General features: G+C 66.0%; 16 protein-coding genes and 1 tRNA gene. 6 read left to right on the forward strand and 11 right to left on the reverse strand.

Annotated elements, in window-relative coordinates; all coding sequences use genetic code 11:
• Nucleotides 1-188 precede the first annotated feature (188 nt).
• Nucleotides 189-1382 carry an acyl-CoA dehydrogenase gene (locus AC1DK4_RS11885; protein ID WP_441613203.1) on the forward strand — a complete coding sequence of 398 codons (1194 nt, stop codon included), beginning with the start codon at nucleotides 189-191 and terminating at the stop codon, nucleotides 1380-1382.
• A 172-nt stretch (nucleotides 1383-1554) separates the two neighbouring features.
• Here the strand turns inward: AC1DK4_RS11885 and AC1DK4_RS11890 are convergent, their stop codons facing one another.
• Nucleotides 1555-2193 (reverse strand): peroxiredoxin, encoded by a 639-nt coding sequence (locus AC1DK4_RS11890; RefSeq protein ID WP_441613204.1) that lies wholly within the window; start codon nucleotides 2191-2193, stop codon nucleotides 1555-1557.
• A gap of 231 nt (nucleotides 2194-2424) precedes the next feature.
• On the opposite strand from AC1DK4_RS11890, the gene AC1DK4_RS11895 reads away from it, so the two are divergent.
• The 5 genes from AC1DK4_RS11895 to AC1DK4_RS11915 all read left to right on the forward strand — a co-directional run bounded on the left by AC1DK4_RS11895 (nucleotide 2425) and on the right by AC1DK4_RS11915 (nucleotide 7115).
• Nucleotides 2425-2742, forward strand: a complete 318-nt coding sequence (locus tag AC1DK4_RS11895; RefSeq protein ID WP_369796917.1) for an ElaB/YgaM/YqjD family protein — start codon at nucleotides 2425-2427, stop codon at nucleotides 2740-2742.
• A 174-nt stretch (nucleotides 2743-2916) separates the two neighbouring features.
• Nucleotides 2917-3297: a phage holin family protein gene (locus tag AC1DK4_RS11900; protein ID WP_441613205.1), complete on the forward strand. Its 381-nt coding sequence runs from the start codon at nucleotides 2917-2919 to the stop codon at nucleotides 3295-3297.
• Nucleotides 3294-3824, forward strand: coding sequence for a DUF3318 domain-containing protein (locus AC1DK4_RS11905; protein ID WP_441613206.1), 531 nt, complete (start codon nucleotides 3294-3296; stop codon nucleotides 3822-3824). The genes AC1DK4_RS11900 and AC1DK4_RS11905 overlap by 4 nt, the downstream gene beginning before the upstream one ends.
• 200 nt (nucleotides 3825-4024) lie before the next feature.
• On the forward strand, nucleotides 4025-5209 hold the full coding sequence (locus AC1DK4_RS11910) for an AI-2E family transporter (RefSeq protein ID WP_441613207.1): 1185 nt from the start codon (nucleotides 4025-4027) through the stop codon (nucleotides 5207-5209).
• 40 nt (nucleotides 5210-5249) lie between these two features.
• Nucleotides 5250-7115 (forward strand): S9 family peptidase, encoded by a 1866-nt coding sequence (locus AC1DK4_RS11915; protein ID WP_441643192.1) that lies wholly within the window; start codon nucleotides 5250-5252, stop codon nucleotides 7113-7115.
• A 117-nt stretch (nucleotides 7116-7232) separates the two neighbouring features.
• Here the strand turns inward: AC1DK4_RS11915 and AC1DK4_RS11920 are convergent.
• The 10 genes from AC1DK4_RS11920 to ybgC form a co-directional block, all read right to left on the reverse strand.
• A tRNA-Lys gene (locus AC1DK4_RS11920) sits at nucleotides 7233-7308 on the reverse strand.
• A gap of 85 nt (nucleotides 7309-7393) precedes the next feature.
• Nucleotides 7394-8509, reverse strand: coding sequence for a YeeE/YedE family protein (locus AC1DK4_RS11925; protein ID WP_441613209.1), 1116 nt, complete (start codon nucleotides 8507-8509; stop codon nucleotides 7394-7396).
• A 102-nt stretch (nucleotides 8510-8611) separates the two neighbouring features.
• A complete protein-coding gene (gene queC / locus AC1DK4_RS11930; protein WP_441613210.1) occupies nucleotides 8612-9367 on the reverse strand; it encodes a 7-cyano-7-deazaguanine synthase QueC in 756 nt (251 codons plus the stop codon).
• Between the two features lie 76 nt (nucleotides 9368-9443).
• Nucleotides 9444-10202: a tol-pal system protein YbgF gene (gene ybgF / locus AC1DK4_RS11935; protein ID WP_441613211.1), complete on the reverse strand. Its 759-nt coding sequence runs from the start codon at nucleotides 10200-10202 to the stop codon at nucleotides 9444-9446.
• Nucleotides 10203-10220: 18 nt separating this feature from the next.
• Nucleotides 10221-10733 (reverse strand): peptidoglycan-associated lipoprotein Pal, encoded by a 513-nt coding sequence (gene pal, locus AC1DK4_RS11940; protein ID WP_441613212.1) that lies wholly within the window; start codon nucleotides 10731-10733, stop codon nucleotides 10221-10223.
• Nucleotides 10734-10749: 16 nt separating this feature from the next.
• Nucleotides 10750-12015, reverse strand: coding sequence for a Tol-Pal system beta propeller repeat protein TolB (tolB, locus tag AC1DK4_RS11945; RefSeq protein ID WP_441613213.1), 1266 nt, complete (start codon nucleotides 12013-12015; stop codon nucleotides 10750-10752).
• A gap of 144 nt (nucleotides 12016-12159) precedes the next feature.
• Nucleotides 12160-13308 carry a cell envelope integrity protein TolA gene (gene tolA, locus AC1DK4_RS11950; protein WP_441613215.1) on the reverse strand — a complete coding sequence of 383 codons (1149 nt, stop codon included), beginning with the start codon at nucleotides 13306-13308 and terminating at the stop codon, nucleotides 12160-12162.
• Nucleotides 13309-13327: 19 nt separating this feature from the next.
• Entirely contained in the window at nucleotides 13328-13765 is a 438-nt protein-coding gene (gene tolR, locus AC1DK4_RS11955; RefSeq protein WP_441613216.1) for a protein TolR, read from the reverse strand.
• 69 nt (nucleotides 13766-13834) lie between these two features.
• Entirely contained in the window at nucleotides 13835-14518 is a 684-nt protein-coding gene (gene tolQ / locus AC1DK4_RS11960; protein ID WP_477131544.1) for a protein TolQ, read from the reverse strand.
• Nucleotides 14515-14919 carry a tol-pal system-associated acyl-CoA thioesterase gene (ybgC, locus tag AC1DK4_RS11965; RefSeq protein WP_441613218.1) on the reverse strand — a complete coding sequence of 135 codons (405 nt, stop codon included), beginning with the start codon at nucleotides 14917-14919 and terminating at the stop codon, nucleotides 14515-14517. The genes tolQ and ybgC overlap by 4 nt, the downstream gene beginning before the upstream one ends.
• Nucleotides 14920-14976: the final 57 nt, after the last annotated feature.

Raw genomic sequence — 14976 nt, forward strand, 5'->3', positions numbered from 1 at the left:
CTATTGCACGGACGGCGCATTGCGCTATACTACATCATCGGAACAAGGTTCCGCAATGCGGAACTGAAAAGCGTCACGACAGACCGCGGAAYGCGCCGATGATGTTGAGTTCCGGGCCGCCCGCGAGACTGCCCGACCTATCTGCAAGACCACCTGCACTACGAACTGCACTACCGAAGGAGACCTACATGGCTGCCAACGCCGAATTCCACTGGGCCGACCCGCTGTTGCTGGACCACCAACTGAGCGACGACGAGCGCATGGTGCGCGATGCCGCCCAGGCCTATTGCCAGGACAAGCTCGCCCCGCGCGTGCTGCAATCGTTCCGCAATGAGAAGACCGACATCGAGATCTTCCGTGAAATGGGCGAACTCGGCCTGCTCGGCCCGACCATTCCCGAGCAATACGGTGGCCCGGGCCTGAACTACGTGGCCTACGGCCTGATCGCGCGCGAAGTGGAACGTGTGGATTCGGGCTATCGCTCGATGATGAGCGTGCAGTCGTCGCTGGTGATGGTGCCGATCCATGAATTCGGCAGCGAAGCGCAGAAGCAGAAATACCTGCCCAAGCTGGCCAGCGGCGAATGGATCGGCTGCTTCGGCCTGACCGAACCCAATCACGGCTCCGACCCGGGCTCCATGGTCACGCGCGCCAAGAAGGTCGCCGGCGGCTATGAGCTGAGCGGCGCCAAGATGTGGATCACCAACTCGCCGATCGCCGATGTGTTCGTGGTGTGGGGCAAGCTGGCCGGCGACGATGGCAAGGAAGCCATCCGCGGCTTTATCCTGGAAAAGGGCTGGAAGGGCCTGACGGCTCCCGCCATCCACGGCAAGGTGGGCCTGCGCACCTCGATCACCGGCGAAATCGTCATGGACCAGGTGTTCGTGCCGGAGGAAAACCTGATGCCCGGCGTGTCCGGCCTGAAGGGTCCCTTCACCTGCCTGAACTCGGCGCGCTACGGTATCGCCTGGGGCGCGCTCGGCGCCGCCGAATTCTGCTGGCACACCGCCCGCCAGTACACCCTGGACCGCCTGCAGTTCGGCCGCCCGCTGGCCGCCAACCAGCTCGTGCAGAAGAAGCTGGCCGACATGCAGACCGAGATCACGCTGGGCCTGCAAGGCTGCCTGCGCCTGGGCCGCATGAAGGACGAAGGCACCGCCGCGGTCGAGATCACCTCGATCATGAAGCGCAATTCCTGCGGCAAGTCGCTGGACATCGCCCGCGTGGCGCGCGACATGCTCGGCGGCAACGGCATCTCGGACGAATTCGGCGTGATCCGCCATGTGGTGAACCTCGAGGTCGTCAATACCTACGAGGGCACGCATGACATCCACGCGCTGATCCTGGGCCGCGCCCAGACCGGCATCCAGGCGTTCTACTGAAGCCTGCGCGGCACCGCCGCCCGTTGCGACCAATCTCTCCCGAGAAATAAAAAGGCCCGGCTGCGAAGCCGGGCCAAGCACACTACCAAGGAGAGACGACGGGCGAGCCCATCGCGTTACAACACCGTGACGCTCCGGCCCGGCGCAATGCGCCCGGCCGGCCGCAAGGCCATTACCTGTTGGGCTGCGGCGTCAACCGAAGATAGGGCCGCACGGCCTTGTAGCCCTTCGGGAATTTCTGCCTGATGACTTCCTCGTCCTTCAGCGAAGGCACGATCACCACGTCATCGCCGTCCTGCCAGTTGCCCGGCGTGGCGACGCTGTGGTTGTCGGTGAGCTGCAGCGAATCGATCACCCGCAGGATCTCGTTGAAATTGCGCCCGGTGCTGGCCGGATACGTGATGATCAGGCGCACCTTCTTCTTCGGATCGATCACGAACAGCGAACGCACCGTCAGGGTTTCGTTCGCGTTGGGATGGATCATGTCGTAGAGCTGCGAGACCTTGCGGTCGCCATCGGCGATGATCGGGAAGTTGACCACCGTGCCCTGGGTATCGTTGATGTCCTTGATCCACTCCCGATGGGATTCGACCGAGTCGACCGACAGCGCAATGGCCTTGACGTTGCGGCTGGCGAAGTCGCCCTTGAGCTTGGCGGTCAGGCCCAGTTCGGTGGTGCAGACGGGCGTGAAATCGGCCGGGTGCGAGAACAGCACGCCCCAGCTATCGCCAAGCCACTGGTGGAAGCTGATCTGGCCTTCACTGGAATCCTGCTCGAAATCCGGGGCGAGGTCGCCAAGACGTAATGCCATTAATGTCTCCTTCATGGGCCAAATTAGGGTTGAACCAGTCTAGTCCGATTGCGATCCAACCCAAACGAATATAAAGTCACTACAAAATCACCTTTGTGTCTTTAGGACCTTTGACATACGTTACTGTCCTACATGCGATGTCGGACCCGTGGTGTTGAAACCACGGCGGTTCCCCGCATATGCTAGGAAAGAGGGCGAGAAAAATGCCCGAGAACGTGCGAGGAAGGCAAAATGTCACAATCCGAAACCACCGCCCGCAAACAGGAGAAACTGATGAGCGATGTCAAGACCGTGTTGTCCGATGCCGAAGAACTGCTTAAGCAAGCGGCCTCGACCACTGGCGAGAAAGCCGCCGAACTGCGCGAACGCGGCATGGGCCTGCTGAAGCAAGCCAAGGAGAAAGCCCAGGACCTGCAGGACGCAGTCGTCACCAAGAGCAAGGCGGCAGCTCGCGCCACCGATGACTACGTGCACGATCACCCGTGGCGCGCCGTGGGCGTGGCGGCCGGCGTCGGCCTGCTGGTCGGCCTGCTGCTCAACCGCAAGTAATTCGGATTTTTCGAACTGCCGGGCCAGCGGGCCCGGCACCAGAACCCGAGCGCCCTGCAGGCCCGCCTGGCGGGCATGCAGGGCGAATGCCTCGCGGGCAGGCCTTACGCCGCCCGCCTGGCTTCCCGTCCGCAACCGGTGCAGCCTTCCGTTGCACGCCCTTGCCGGAATTGCATGAGCGACCCCACCCCTTCCCCCAAGTTCATGGACGCCCTGCGCAGCCTGGCAGGATCGTTGGTGGCGATGATGCTGACGCGCCTCGAACTTGCCACCGTCGAACTCGCGGAAGAACGAACCCGCCTGATGAAGATGGCCTTGCTGGCCTGCTTCGGCCTGGTGTTCTTCGGCCTGTCCATGGTCACGCTTACGTTCCTGATCGCCATCGTATTCTGGGATTCCTACCGCTGGCAGGCCCTGGGCGCGCTGGTCGCGCTCTACCTGCTCGCCTGCGTGGCCTGCCTGGCCATGGCGCGCCATCTCGTGCGCAACGCCCCGCCCCTGTTCGAGGCCACGCTGGCCGAGATCGACAAAGACCGGGAGATCCTGCGCCGATGAGCACGCCATCCACTCCCCCCGAGGCGCCCGACGACCAGGCGGATACGGCGGCGGCCCGCGCTACCGGGCAGCCCCGCGCGCATCCCCGCCCCGTGCGTCATTCCCGCGAAGTCCGCCTGCCACTCGCGATCCGCAAGGAATTGCTGATCACGCGTGCCCTGATTGAGCGCCATGACTGCGCCGAGGCCCTGCGCCAGGTGCGTGGCGGCGCGGTCCGGCTCGGCCGCTTCAGCACATGGCTGCCACGCATGACGCGGCCAGCCTCCTGGCTCAAGCTGCTAGGCCTGGCCAAGGACTATCCGATGCTCAGTTCGGCCGTGTCCCTGGCCCTGCCCCTGGTGCGCAGGACCCCGGTGCTGCGCTGGGGCTGGAAGCTCGCCAAGTTGGGCGGCCTGGCGGCGGCCGGCTACTGGGCCTACGAGACCTGGCAGAAAGGCACGGCCGAGGCACGGCAGGCACGGCCCGGCCCCGGCGATACCCCCGCCGGCACCATCGACACCGGCTTCCGCGACCCCCTGGTACGCTAGATGCCGTCATGCCGGGCCGCCGCACTGGCGGCCCTGTCCCGCGCACACGCGCCACGGGGCACACCGCGCAGCGCGCCGCGGCACCAGTCACGCCAGATCTCCACATGGCGCGCGCGGCAGGAACCCGTTGCGGAAACGAGATCCGGGCGAGGTCCTTTTTAGACCAGCCCCGAAGGATTTGCCACGCAAGGTAGAGCGCAATGACCCAACGAGCGGATATGCAGCAGAAGGCGTTCTATCTGCTCCTGGCGGCAGTCTCGATAGCCTTTTGCTTCGTGCTGTGGCCATTCTTCGGCGCCGTGTTCTGGGGCGCCATCCTCGCCATCATCTTCACACCGCCGAACAACTGGCTCACGCGCCGCATGGGCGGTCGCCGCAACCTGGCCGCGCTGACCACGCTCACGCTGTGCCTGCTGATCGTGGTGCTGCCGCTGATCTTCGTCACCGGCGCGCTGATGCAGGAAATCAGCATGGTCTACCAGCAGATCAAGTCGGGCCAGATCAACTTCGGCTCCTACTTCCAGCAAGCGGTGCATGCGCTGCCGCCTTCCATCGGCAGGGTGCTGGAACGCTTCGGCCTTTCGGACATCGCCGACCTGCAGCGAAAGCTGACCGCCGGCGCCGCCCAGGCCAGCCAGCTGATTGCCACACAGGCGCTGAGCATCGGACAGAACACCTTCCAGTTCGTGATCAGCTTCGGCGTGATGCTGTACCTGCTGTTTTTCCTGCTGCGCGATGGCCCCGAGATCTCGCGCCGCATCGTGCATGCCATCCCGCTGAGCGAGCCGCACAAGCTGCACCTGTTGCGCAAGTTCACCACCGTGGCGCGCGCCACCGTCAAGGGCAATATCGCCGTGGCGGCGGTGCAAGGCGCGCTCGGCGGCCTGATCTTCTGGTTCCTCGGCATCCAGGGCTCGCTGCTGTGGGGCGTGCTGATGGCCTTCCTTTCGCTGCTGCCCGCCATCGGCGCGGCGCTGATCTGGGGGCCGGTGGCAATCTACTTCCTGCTGACCGGCGACGTCGGCAAGGGCTCGATCCTGATCGGCTTCTGCGTGGTGGTGATCGGCGCGGTGGACAACGTGCTGCGCCCCATCCTGGTCGGCAAGGACACCCGCATGCCCGACTGGGTGGTCCTGATCTCCACGCTGGGCGGCATGGCGCTGTTCGGGCTGAACGGCTTCGTCATCGGTCCGCTGATCGCCGCGCTGTTCATCGCCAGCTGGGACCTGTCCACCTCCACGCGCGAGGAAATCGAACGCCGCGAGGCTGCGCAGGACCAGGCCGCGACACCCCCGCCGGCGCCCGACATGGCCGCCAGCCCTGCCGCCCCGGCCACGCCGGCCAGCCCGCAGGACCGCCGCCCTGCCGCGGACCGCACCGAGTAAGCACGCCGCGGGCATCCCCGCATCCATCCAGGAGCAAGCCTTGAACCAGAGCGACACAAAACCCAGGCACTACACGGTGCGCGAGCTGTTCCGCAAGCCGGACCGCTCCCAGTTCTCGATCTCGCCGGACGGGCGCCACCTGTCGTTCCTGGCGCGCCACCAGGGCCGCCAGAACATCTTCGTGCAAGCCATCGACGCCGAAGGCAACCTCCTTGGCGAAGCCCGGCCGCTGACCGGAGAAACCGAGCGCGACCTGCCCTTCCATACATGGAAAGGCAATGCGCACATTCTCTACATCAAGGACTTCGGCGGCGACGAGAATTTCCATGTGCTGTCGGTGCCAATCGACGGCGGCGATCCGGTCGACCTGACCCCGTACCCGGACGTTCGCGCGGACATCGTCGATGACCTCGAGGACGACGACCGCCATATCCTGCTGTCGCACAACCGGCGCGACCCGCAGGTGTTCGACGTGCTGCGCGTGGACGTGGTGACCGGGGAATCGGTACAGATCGCCGAGAACCCCGGCAATGTGATGAGCTGGGGCACCGACCATGCCGGCCGCCTGCGCGTGGCCACGGCAAGCGACGGCGTCAACACCACCCTGCTCTACCGCGATGCCGAAGACGAGCCGTTCCGCCCCATCCTCACCACGGATTTCCGCGAGACGGTCTCGCCGCTGTTCTTCACCTTCGACGATGCCCGGCTCTACGTGCAATCGAACCGCGGCCGCGACAAGCTGGCCATCTTCGAGTTCGACCCGCAAACCGCGCAGGAAGGGCGCCTGGTGTTCGAGCACGGCGAGGTCGATGCCGGCGGCCTGGCGTATTCGCGCCACCGCCGCGTGCTGACCGCCGCCTGGTACACGGACTGGAAGACCCGCCGGCATTTCTTCGACGCGCGCAGCGAGCAGATCCATGCCGACCTGGAACGCCAGCTGCCGGGCTACGAGCACCACGTCACCAGCATCACGCGCGACGAGACCCGCATGATCGTCTCGGCATCGAGCGACCGCACTACCGGCACGCGCTACCTGTACGACAGCGACACGCGCAAGCTGGTCTCGCTCGGGCAGATCCTGCCGTGGCTCGACGAGGCCGACATGGCGCCGATGCAAGCGGTGAGCTTCACCTCGCGCGATGGCCTGCAACTGCACGGCTACCTGACGCTGCCGCTGGCAGCCGGGGCCGAGCCAGGGAACCTGCCGCTGGTGGTCAACCCGCACGGCGGCCCGTGGACGCGCGACGTGTGGGGCTTCAACCCCGAGGTGCAGTTGCTGGCCAACCGCGGCTATGCGGTGCTGCAGATCAACTTCCGCGGCTCGACCGGCTACGGGCGCAAGTTCTGGGAAGCCAGCTTCAAGCAATGGGGCAGGACGATGCAGAACGACATCGACGACGGCGTCGACTGGCTGACCGCGCAAGGCATCGCCGATGCGCGCCGCGTGGCGATCTACGGCGGCAGCTACGGCGGCTATGCCACCCTGGCGGGTGTGGCCTTCACGCCCGAGCGCTATGCTGCGGCCATCGACTACGTAGGCGTATCGAACCTGTTCACGCTGCTGGAGACCATTCCCGCCTACTGGACGCCGATGCTCGACATGCTCTACGAGATGATCGGCAACCCCGACGACGAGAACGACCGCAAGGCCATGCACGACGCCTCGCCGGTATTCTTCGCCGACCGCATCCGCACGCCGCTGCTGGTGGCCCAGGGCGCCAACGACCCGCGCGTCAAGCAGGCGGAGAGCGACCAGATCGTCGAGGCGCTGCGCGCGCGCGGCGTCGACGTGGCCTACCTGCTCAAGGAGAACGAAGGACACGGCTTCCACAACGAAGAAAACCGCTTCGATTTCTACGAGGCGATGGAAGCGTTCCTTGCCAAGCACCTGGGCAAGCCCGCCTGAGCGGGCGATCTGGCCCGGGCGAACACCGTCCGGGCCAGGTCCGGACCGAGCCGGAAGGCAAAACGGAACGCAAAACAAAAAGGGCCTGTGACTTGCGCCACAGGCCCTTCGTAATGCTGGTGGGTCGTGCGTGACTCGAACACGCGACCAACGGATTAAAAGTCCGCTGCTCTACCGACTGAGCTAACGACCCGGAAAAACTGAAGCCGCGATTATAGGAAGATACCGGCCTCTATGTCAACCTTGGAACGCAGGCACGGTGTGATAAGCCATGCTGGCTAGGCCATGCGCTCAAGGCGCCATATCTGGTAGCGAAAGCCCAGTACCGAGCCCGCCAGGATGCCGGCCAGCGCAATGAACGAGCCGATCGCCAGCGTCGACACGCCCGACAGGCCCTGCCCGATGGTACAGCCGAGCGCGGTCACGCCGCCGGCGCCCATCAGGATGCCGCCCACCATATGGTTGCCGACGTCCTCGGCGTTACCGAACCCTTCCCAGCGGAACGTGCCCGTGACCAGCGCGTAGGCGGCGGCACCGGCCACCACGCCGAACACGCTGACGATACCAAGCGTCAACACTTTGCTCTTGTCGCTGAACAGCATCAGCCAGTCGAGCGTATAGGCGTACGGCGCGACGAAGCTCAGGCTTTCCATGCGGCCGCTGTTGGTGGCAACGAACAGTTCTTCGAGCGTATTGGGATCCTCGGCGACATAGCCGAGATGCCCCGACACATACCACATCGCCACGATGATCAGGCCTACGGCAAGGCCGCCGAGCAGGTTGTCGAAGGTGCGGAAGCCCCGCCCCGCCAGCGCCCAGATCACAAGCGCCCCGCCCAGCACCAGCGCCATGCCGAGTTGCAGGGTCGGGCGCGCCATGCCGCTGGCGTGCGCCAGCACGGACGGCAGGTCCTGCGTGGTGGGCAACGTGAGCGATACCGCATCGACCGTGTTGACGCGGATCACGCCGAACAGCCCGCGCAGCGTCATATAGGCCGACAGCCCGAGGAAGACAAAGACCACCAGCGATTTCAGGTTGCCCGCACCGATGCGCACCAGCGTCTTGCTGCCGCAGCCCGAAGCCAGCACCATGCCAAAGCCGAACATCAGCCCGCCCACCAGCGCGGAAAGCCAGCCCAGCTTGCTGGCCGCATAGATGGTCTTGGTGGGGTCGATCAGGCCGCCCGCGGCCAGCGCGCCCGTGCCGATCATCGCCACGCCGATGGCCAGCCCCCACATGCGCATGCGGCTCCAGTCGCCCATGTTGACGATGTCGGAGACGGCGCCCATGGTGCAGAAATGCGTGCGTTGCAGCACCGCGCCGAAGAGGAAGGTCAGGATGAACGTGCTGGCCAGTATGGTACGGCTGAGCGCGGCGATGTCGATTTCAGGCATGGGTGTCCGGCGGGGGAAGCGGAACGGGGAAAGGGATGGGGAAAGGGGCGGATGTGGCGCCGGCCAGACGGCACGCGATCGCGCCGCCTTGCCGGTCAGCCGTCAGGCAGCATCCTGGTAGCGCGTGGGATCGGGCACGCCGGCGGCCTCGAAGCCGCTGCGGCGGATGCGGCAGGAATCGCAGACACCGCAGGCGCGGCCATCGTCGTCGGCCTGGTAGCACGACACGGTCATGCCGTAGTCAACGCCAAGGCGGACCCCGGCGCGGATGATCTCGGCCTTGGTCATGTCGATGATGGGCGCATGCACGCGAATGCGCTCGCCTTCCACGCCGGCCTTGGTGGCCAGGTTGGCCAGCGCCTCGTAGGCGGAGACGTACTCGGGGCGGCAGTCCGGATAGCCGGAATAGTCGACCGCGTTGGCGCCGAAGAACAAGTCGCGCCCGCCCACGGCCTCGGCCCAGCCGAGCGCCAGCGACAGCATGATCGTATTGCGCGCCGGCACGTAGGTCACGGGGATGCCGCCGAGGGCACCGTCGGTGGGCACATCGAGGCTGTCGTCGGTCAGGGCCGAGCCGCCGAAGCGGCGCAGGTCCAGGTCGATGATCTCGTGGCGCACCGCGCCGAGGGCCGCGGCCACGCGCCTGGCCGCCTCCAGCTCGGAGGAATGGCGCTGGCCGTAGCGCATCGACAGGGCATAGGTCTCGAAGCCCTGCGCATTGGCCATGGCGAGGACGGTGGCGGAATCCAGGCCGCCGGAGAGCAGGACGATAGCGCGTTTTTTCATGATGGCGGGGGCGCGGCGCCGCACGGCGGCACGCGGAAAATCAGGGCGAATCGCGTATTTTAGCGCGAGCATGACAAAGGCCCGCGAATGCGGGCCTTTGTCATGCTCCGGCAAGGCCGCCCTTTCGAGGCGCCGGCCCGCGCAACGCCTACTTCAGCGTCTTCAGGCGATTGCTCGCTGCCTGCGCGCCCTCGGTGCCAGGATACTTTGCCACCACCTGCTCCAGGGTCTTGCGGGCCGCGGGCTTCTGGCCCGATTCCATCTGGTTGTTGGCGATGGCGATCAGCGCGTCGGGCACCTTGGGGTGGTCCGGGTACGCCTGCACCATGTTCTGCAACACCGTGGTGGAACCGCGGTAGTCCCGCTGCGCGTACAGCGAGTTGCCGAGCCAGAACTGCGCCAGCGGGACATACGGGCTCTGCGGGTACTTCTTGATGAACCCGGCGAATACGTTGCCCGCGCCCTTGAAGTCCCCGGTCTGGAACTGCTTGAGCGCGGCATCGTACTCGGTCTTCTCGCCAGGTTGCGACAAGCCCTCACGGCCGTCCACGGTGACCTGCTGCGGCTCGAATTTCTTCAGGCGCGCATCGAGGTCGGCGTAGTAGTCCTTCTGCTGCTTCTGCAGCGTGGTCACCTCGTTCTGCAGCATCTCGTTCTGGCCGCGCAGCCGCGCCACTTCCTGGCGCAGGCCCTCGAGCTGGTTCTGCATGTCGAGCTGGGCGCGGCTGTTCTGGTCGATGCGCTGCGATGCCGTCGCCTGGAAACCGTTGAACTGGTCTCGCATGGTAACGATGGCGCGGCGCGCCTCGTCATCGTCGAACACGCCCGCTCGCGCCTGCGCCACCGGCAGCAGGCTGGCGCAGGACATCGCAGTGAGCAATACCAACTTGGAGACGCGTGCTTTCATGAGATGCCTATGCGCGGATTAGTACGTGATGTCCGCGCGGCGGTTTTCCGCCCAGGCGGCTTCGTCGTGACCGGTTGCCTTGGGCTTTTCCTTGCCCAGGCTGACGGCTTCCATCTGGCTTTCAGGCACGCCCAGCGAGGACAGCGAGCGGCGCACGGCCTCGGCGCGCTTCTGGCCCAGCGCCAGGTTGTACTCGCTGGTGCCACGCTCGTCGGTGTTGCCCTGGATCAGGATGCGGCGGCCCTTGTTGGCGCCCAGGTACTTCGAATGCTCGGACAGCATGCCCTGGTAGTCGGACTTGACGCTGTAGCTGTCGAAGTCGAAGTACACGCTGCGCTTGGCCAGCGGGCTGTTCGGGTCGTTCAGCGGATCGCGCGAGACGTCCACCGGCGCCACGGCGCGGGCATCGGTCGTCGGCGCGCCCTTGTTGGCGCCGGCGTTGGCGGTGTCGTCCAGCTTGACGCCGGAGCTGCAGGCGCCGAGGGCCAGCAGTGCGGCTACGGCAAGGGTCTTGGTCATCATTTGGGTCATGGCGTGATACTCCTCGTTATTGCATGAATGGGCCCCAGGACGGCTCGCGAACCTCGCCGGACTGGAGGGACAGAACCTGCCGGGTGCGCCCGTCGGTGGATACCGCCGCCAGCACCGCGCGACCGCCCACCCGGGTGGCGTAGAGAATGTACTTGCCGTTGGCGGCGAAGCTCGGGGCTTCGTCGTTGGCGGTATCGGTCAGCGAAGTGACATCGCCGCTGCCCAGGTCCAGCAGTTGCAGCTTGAAGCCGCCGCTACGGGTAATGTAGGCCAGTTGCTTGCCGTCCGGCGAAATGCGCGGGCTGACGTTGTAGCTGCCCTTGAAGGTCACGCGCTGGGCCGCGCCGGCTTCCTCGCCGCCGGTGGGCATGCGGTAGACCTGCGGCGCACCGCCCCGGTCGCTGGTGAAATAGATGTTGCGGCCGTCCGGCGCGTATTGCGGCTCGGTGTCGATGGCGCTGCTGCGCGTCAGGCGCTTGAGGCCGGAGCCGTCGGCGTTGACCTGGTAGATCTGGGTATTGCCGTCGCGCGACAGCGCCACCGCCAGGCGCTGCCCGTCGGGCGACCACGAAGGCGCGCTGTTGTTGCCCTTCTGGTTCGACACCAGCGTGCGGCGGCCCGAAGCGAGGTCATGCACATAGACCACCGGCTTCTTGGCCTCGAACGAGACGTAGGCAACCTTGCCCCCGTCCGGCGACCACGACGGCGAGATGATCGGCTCGTTGCTGGTCAGCGCCACCTGCGAGTTCTGGCCGTCGGAATCCGAGATCAGCAGCTGGTAGCGGCCACCCACGCGCGCCACATAGGACAGGCGCGTGGCGAACACGCCGCGCTCGCCCAGCAGCTTTTCATAGATGTAGTCGGCGATCTTGTGGCCGGTGACGCGCAGCTGGTTGGCACCGACCGTGAAGGCCAGGCCGCCGAGGCTCTGCCCCTTCTGCGTGTCGTAGAGACGGAAGCGGACATCGTACTGGCCGTTGCCGGTGGGAGTCACGCTGCCGGCCACGAAGGCATCCGCGCCGCGCGACTTCCAGCTGCCCAGGTCGACGTTGGCGGACTCGGCCACCGTGGCGCCGGCCACGTCGACATTGCGGAAGCGGCCACTGCGCTGCAGGTCGCTGCGGATGATGGCGGTGAGGTTCTGCGGTGCCTGCGCCTCGCCCTGGAAGTTGGCCGTGGCAATCGGGAACTGGGTCGGGCCTACGCCGGTGACTTCCACCGTGAATTGCGCCTGGGCGCCGGTTGCCAGCAGCAGCAGGCTACCGAGGAGAAGTCCCTTCATCCAGGCTATGTTCCGTTTGCAGAATCGCATGTCGTTTCCTAACAAATGGTTTAACTTGCCGGCCGTGCCCGGCCATGAGCGCTAGATAGTAGCCGCATCGTCGCCAGGCATCCGTTCACTATGCATATTGTTACGTTCGCCGCTTCAATTGGCATGCGGGCGCAGCCGGATGTCGAAGCTCGGGGGTGCCTTGCCGTTCTCATCCTTGGGCAGCGGATCCGAGTTCTGCACCGCCCTCAGGGCGGCGTCGTCCCAGGCCGCGTTGCCACTCGACGACTTGACCCGAGCCGACAGCAACGCGCCGTCCGGTGCCAGCCGGACCGAGATCACGGCCGCGAGGCTGGCCGGGAAATCCTCCGAATACTTGATATTGGGCTGCACCTTGCGCTGTACGCGATCCGAATAACCCGGCGAGGCCTTGCCACCCGAACCTGCGCCGCTGCCGGCATTGCTGCCCACGCCGCCGGCCCCGCCCGGCACGCCGGCTCCGCCGGCCATGGCCTGCAGCCGCGCCAGTTCGCTGTGGCGCTGCGCGTTGGCGGCGGCATCGCGCTTGGCCTTGGCGTCCGCGTCGGCCTTCGCCTTCGCGCTGGCGGCGGCCTTGGCGTCCGCATTTGCCTTGGCCTTGGCGTCGGCTTCGGCGCGGGCCTTGGCGTCGGCGTCCGCGCGGGCCTTCGCATCCGCGCGGGCCTTGGCGTCGGCTTCCTTGCGGTCGCGCTCGGCCTGCTCCTTGTGCTGCTGCTCCTGCTGGGCGGCAAGCTTGCGCGCGTCTTCCTTGCGTTGCGCGTCCTTGCGCAGGTCTTCCTTGCGTTGATCTTCCTTGCGCTGCGCGTCCTTACGCTGGTCTTCCTTGCGCTGCGCGTCCTTACGCTGGTCTTCCTTGCGCTGGGCCTCCTTGCGGGCCTCTTCCTGGCGCTCGGCTTCCTGGCGCGCGCGCAGATCGGCCTGCTTGCGTGCTTCCTCGCGGGCGGCAGCTTCGGCCTGCTTGCGCTTTTGCTGCTCGAGCGCGATATCGGCGTCTTCCTCGGCGCGGGACTTGACCGCGGGCGCGGGAGGGGCCGGACGCGGCTGCACCACCGGTTCGGGCACGGGACGCGGCGGTGGCGGCGCGACGGCCGTGTCCGGGATTTCTTCCCACAACTCGGCTTCGGCGCCGACCGGAGTGCTGCTTTGCCAGTGCACGCCGTAGTACAGCACGATGCCCAGCAGCAGGTGCATGAAGAGCGCGAGCAGGAAGGAACGCATGGTTCCCCGTTCCTTGACCGGCTGATAAGGATAGGCGACGGTCTTCATCTCGCGCTGCAATGTCTGATTACTTTGACTTGACCATCAGGCCGACGCGCTTGACGCCGTCGGCCTTGAGCACCGACATCACGTCGAGCACGGACTCGTACTTGACCGAGCGGTCGGCGGCGATCACCACGGGCTGGTCGGGATTTTCGTTCTGGCGCTGATGCACGAATGCCACCAGTCCGGCCTTGTCGACCTTGCGGTCGAAGGCGTTGCCGGCATTGTCCTTGCCGCGTGCGGTCAGCTGGCCGTCTTCATGCACGGTCACCACGATCGGCGGCGCCTTCTGCTGCGGCGTGGCGTTGGCCACGGTGGGGAGGTCGACCACGGCCGGATTCACGATCGGTGCCGCCACCATGAAGATGACGAGCAGCACCAGCATCACGTCGATATAGGGAACGACGTTGATCTCGGCGCTGGCCCGGCGGCGCGAACCGCCGCGGCGCTGTATCGCTGCCATATGCGGGTTTCTCCTTGACCTTGACTACGTAACTGCGTGGACTTGCGCGAGCCGGCGCGAACCGGCAGCTCAGCGAGTCTGGCGCTGCAGGATATTCAGGAACTCTTCCATGAAGCTTTCAAAGCGGATTGCCAGGCGATCGATCTCGGTGGCGTAGCGGTTGTAGGCGATCACGGCGGGAATGGCGGCAAACAGGCCGATGGCGGTGGCGACCAGCGCCTCCGCGATGCCGGGCGCCACGGAAGCCAGCGTCGCCTGCTGCACATTCGACAGGCCGCGGAAGGCGTTCATGATCCCCCACACGGTGCCGAACAGGCCGATATAGGGACTGACCGAGCCAACCGACGCCAGGAACGGAAGGTGCGATTCCAGCACATCCATCTCGCGCTGGTAAGCCGCGCGCATGGCGCGCCGGGCGGCGTCGAGCAGGGCCCCGGCTTCGTGGTTGCGCTCGCGTGCCTTCAGGTATTCACCCATGCCGGACTCGAAGATACGTTCCAGGGCACYGGTGCTGTGGCGGTTGTTGGCCGCGCTCTGGTATAGCGCCTGGAGGTCGCCGCCGGCCCAGAAATCGCGCTCGAAGCGCTCCGTCTGGGTGCGCGCGGCGCGCAGCGCCAGGTGCTTGCGGAAGATATATGTCCACGAGAACAGGGACATGACGAGCAGCAGGGCCATGACGGCCTGGGCCAGCAAGCTGGCGTGCAGCACCAGCGAAATGATCGACAGGTCTTGCGTGACGGTCACGGGGTTCATCGGGCGGTCTTGATGGTTGCGAGGACGGGAGCGGGGATGGGGGTCGGGCGGAACGTGCTGCGATCAACACATCCGACACGGATGGCGCCGGTAGCCAGCAACTGCTCCCCACGCCAGGCTTCCTGGGCGAATTGGACCGATGCCGGCCCAACCCGTTCAATCCGGGTCCGGATCTCGAGCAGGTCGTCCAGCCGGGCGGGGGCATTGTAGTCCACCGCCGTGCTCCTGACGATAAAGACCACGCCCGCTCCGTCCGCGAGCGCCTGCTGCTCGATGCCGAGCGAGCGCAGCCACTCGGTCCGGGCGCGCTCGAAGAATTTCAGGTAATTGGCGTAGAAAACCACGCCGCCCGCGTCAGTGTCTTCCCAGTACACCCGCAGGGCCCACACATTGTTGCTCATGGCCGCGATTGTAGCGGACAGGTGGCCCGACCCGGTGTAAACCCTTGTCTGACTTTA

Source organism: Cupriavidus sp. 05N38 (assembly GCF_056397345.1).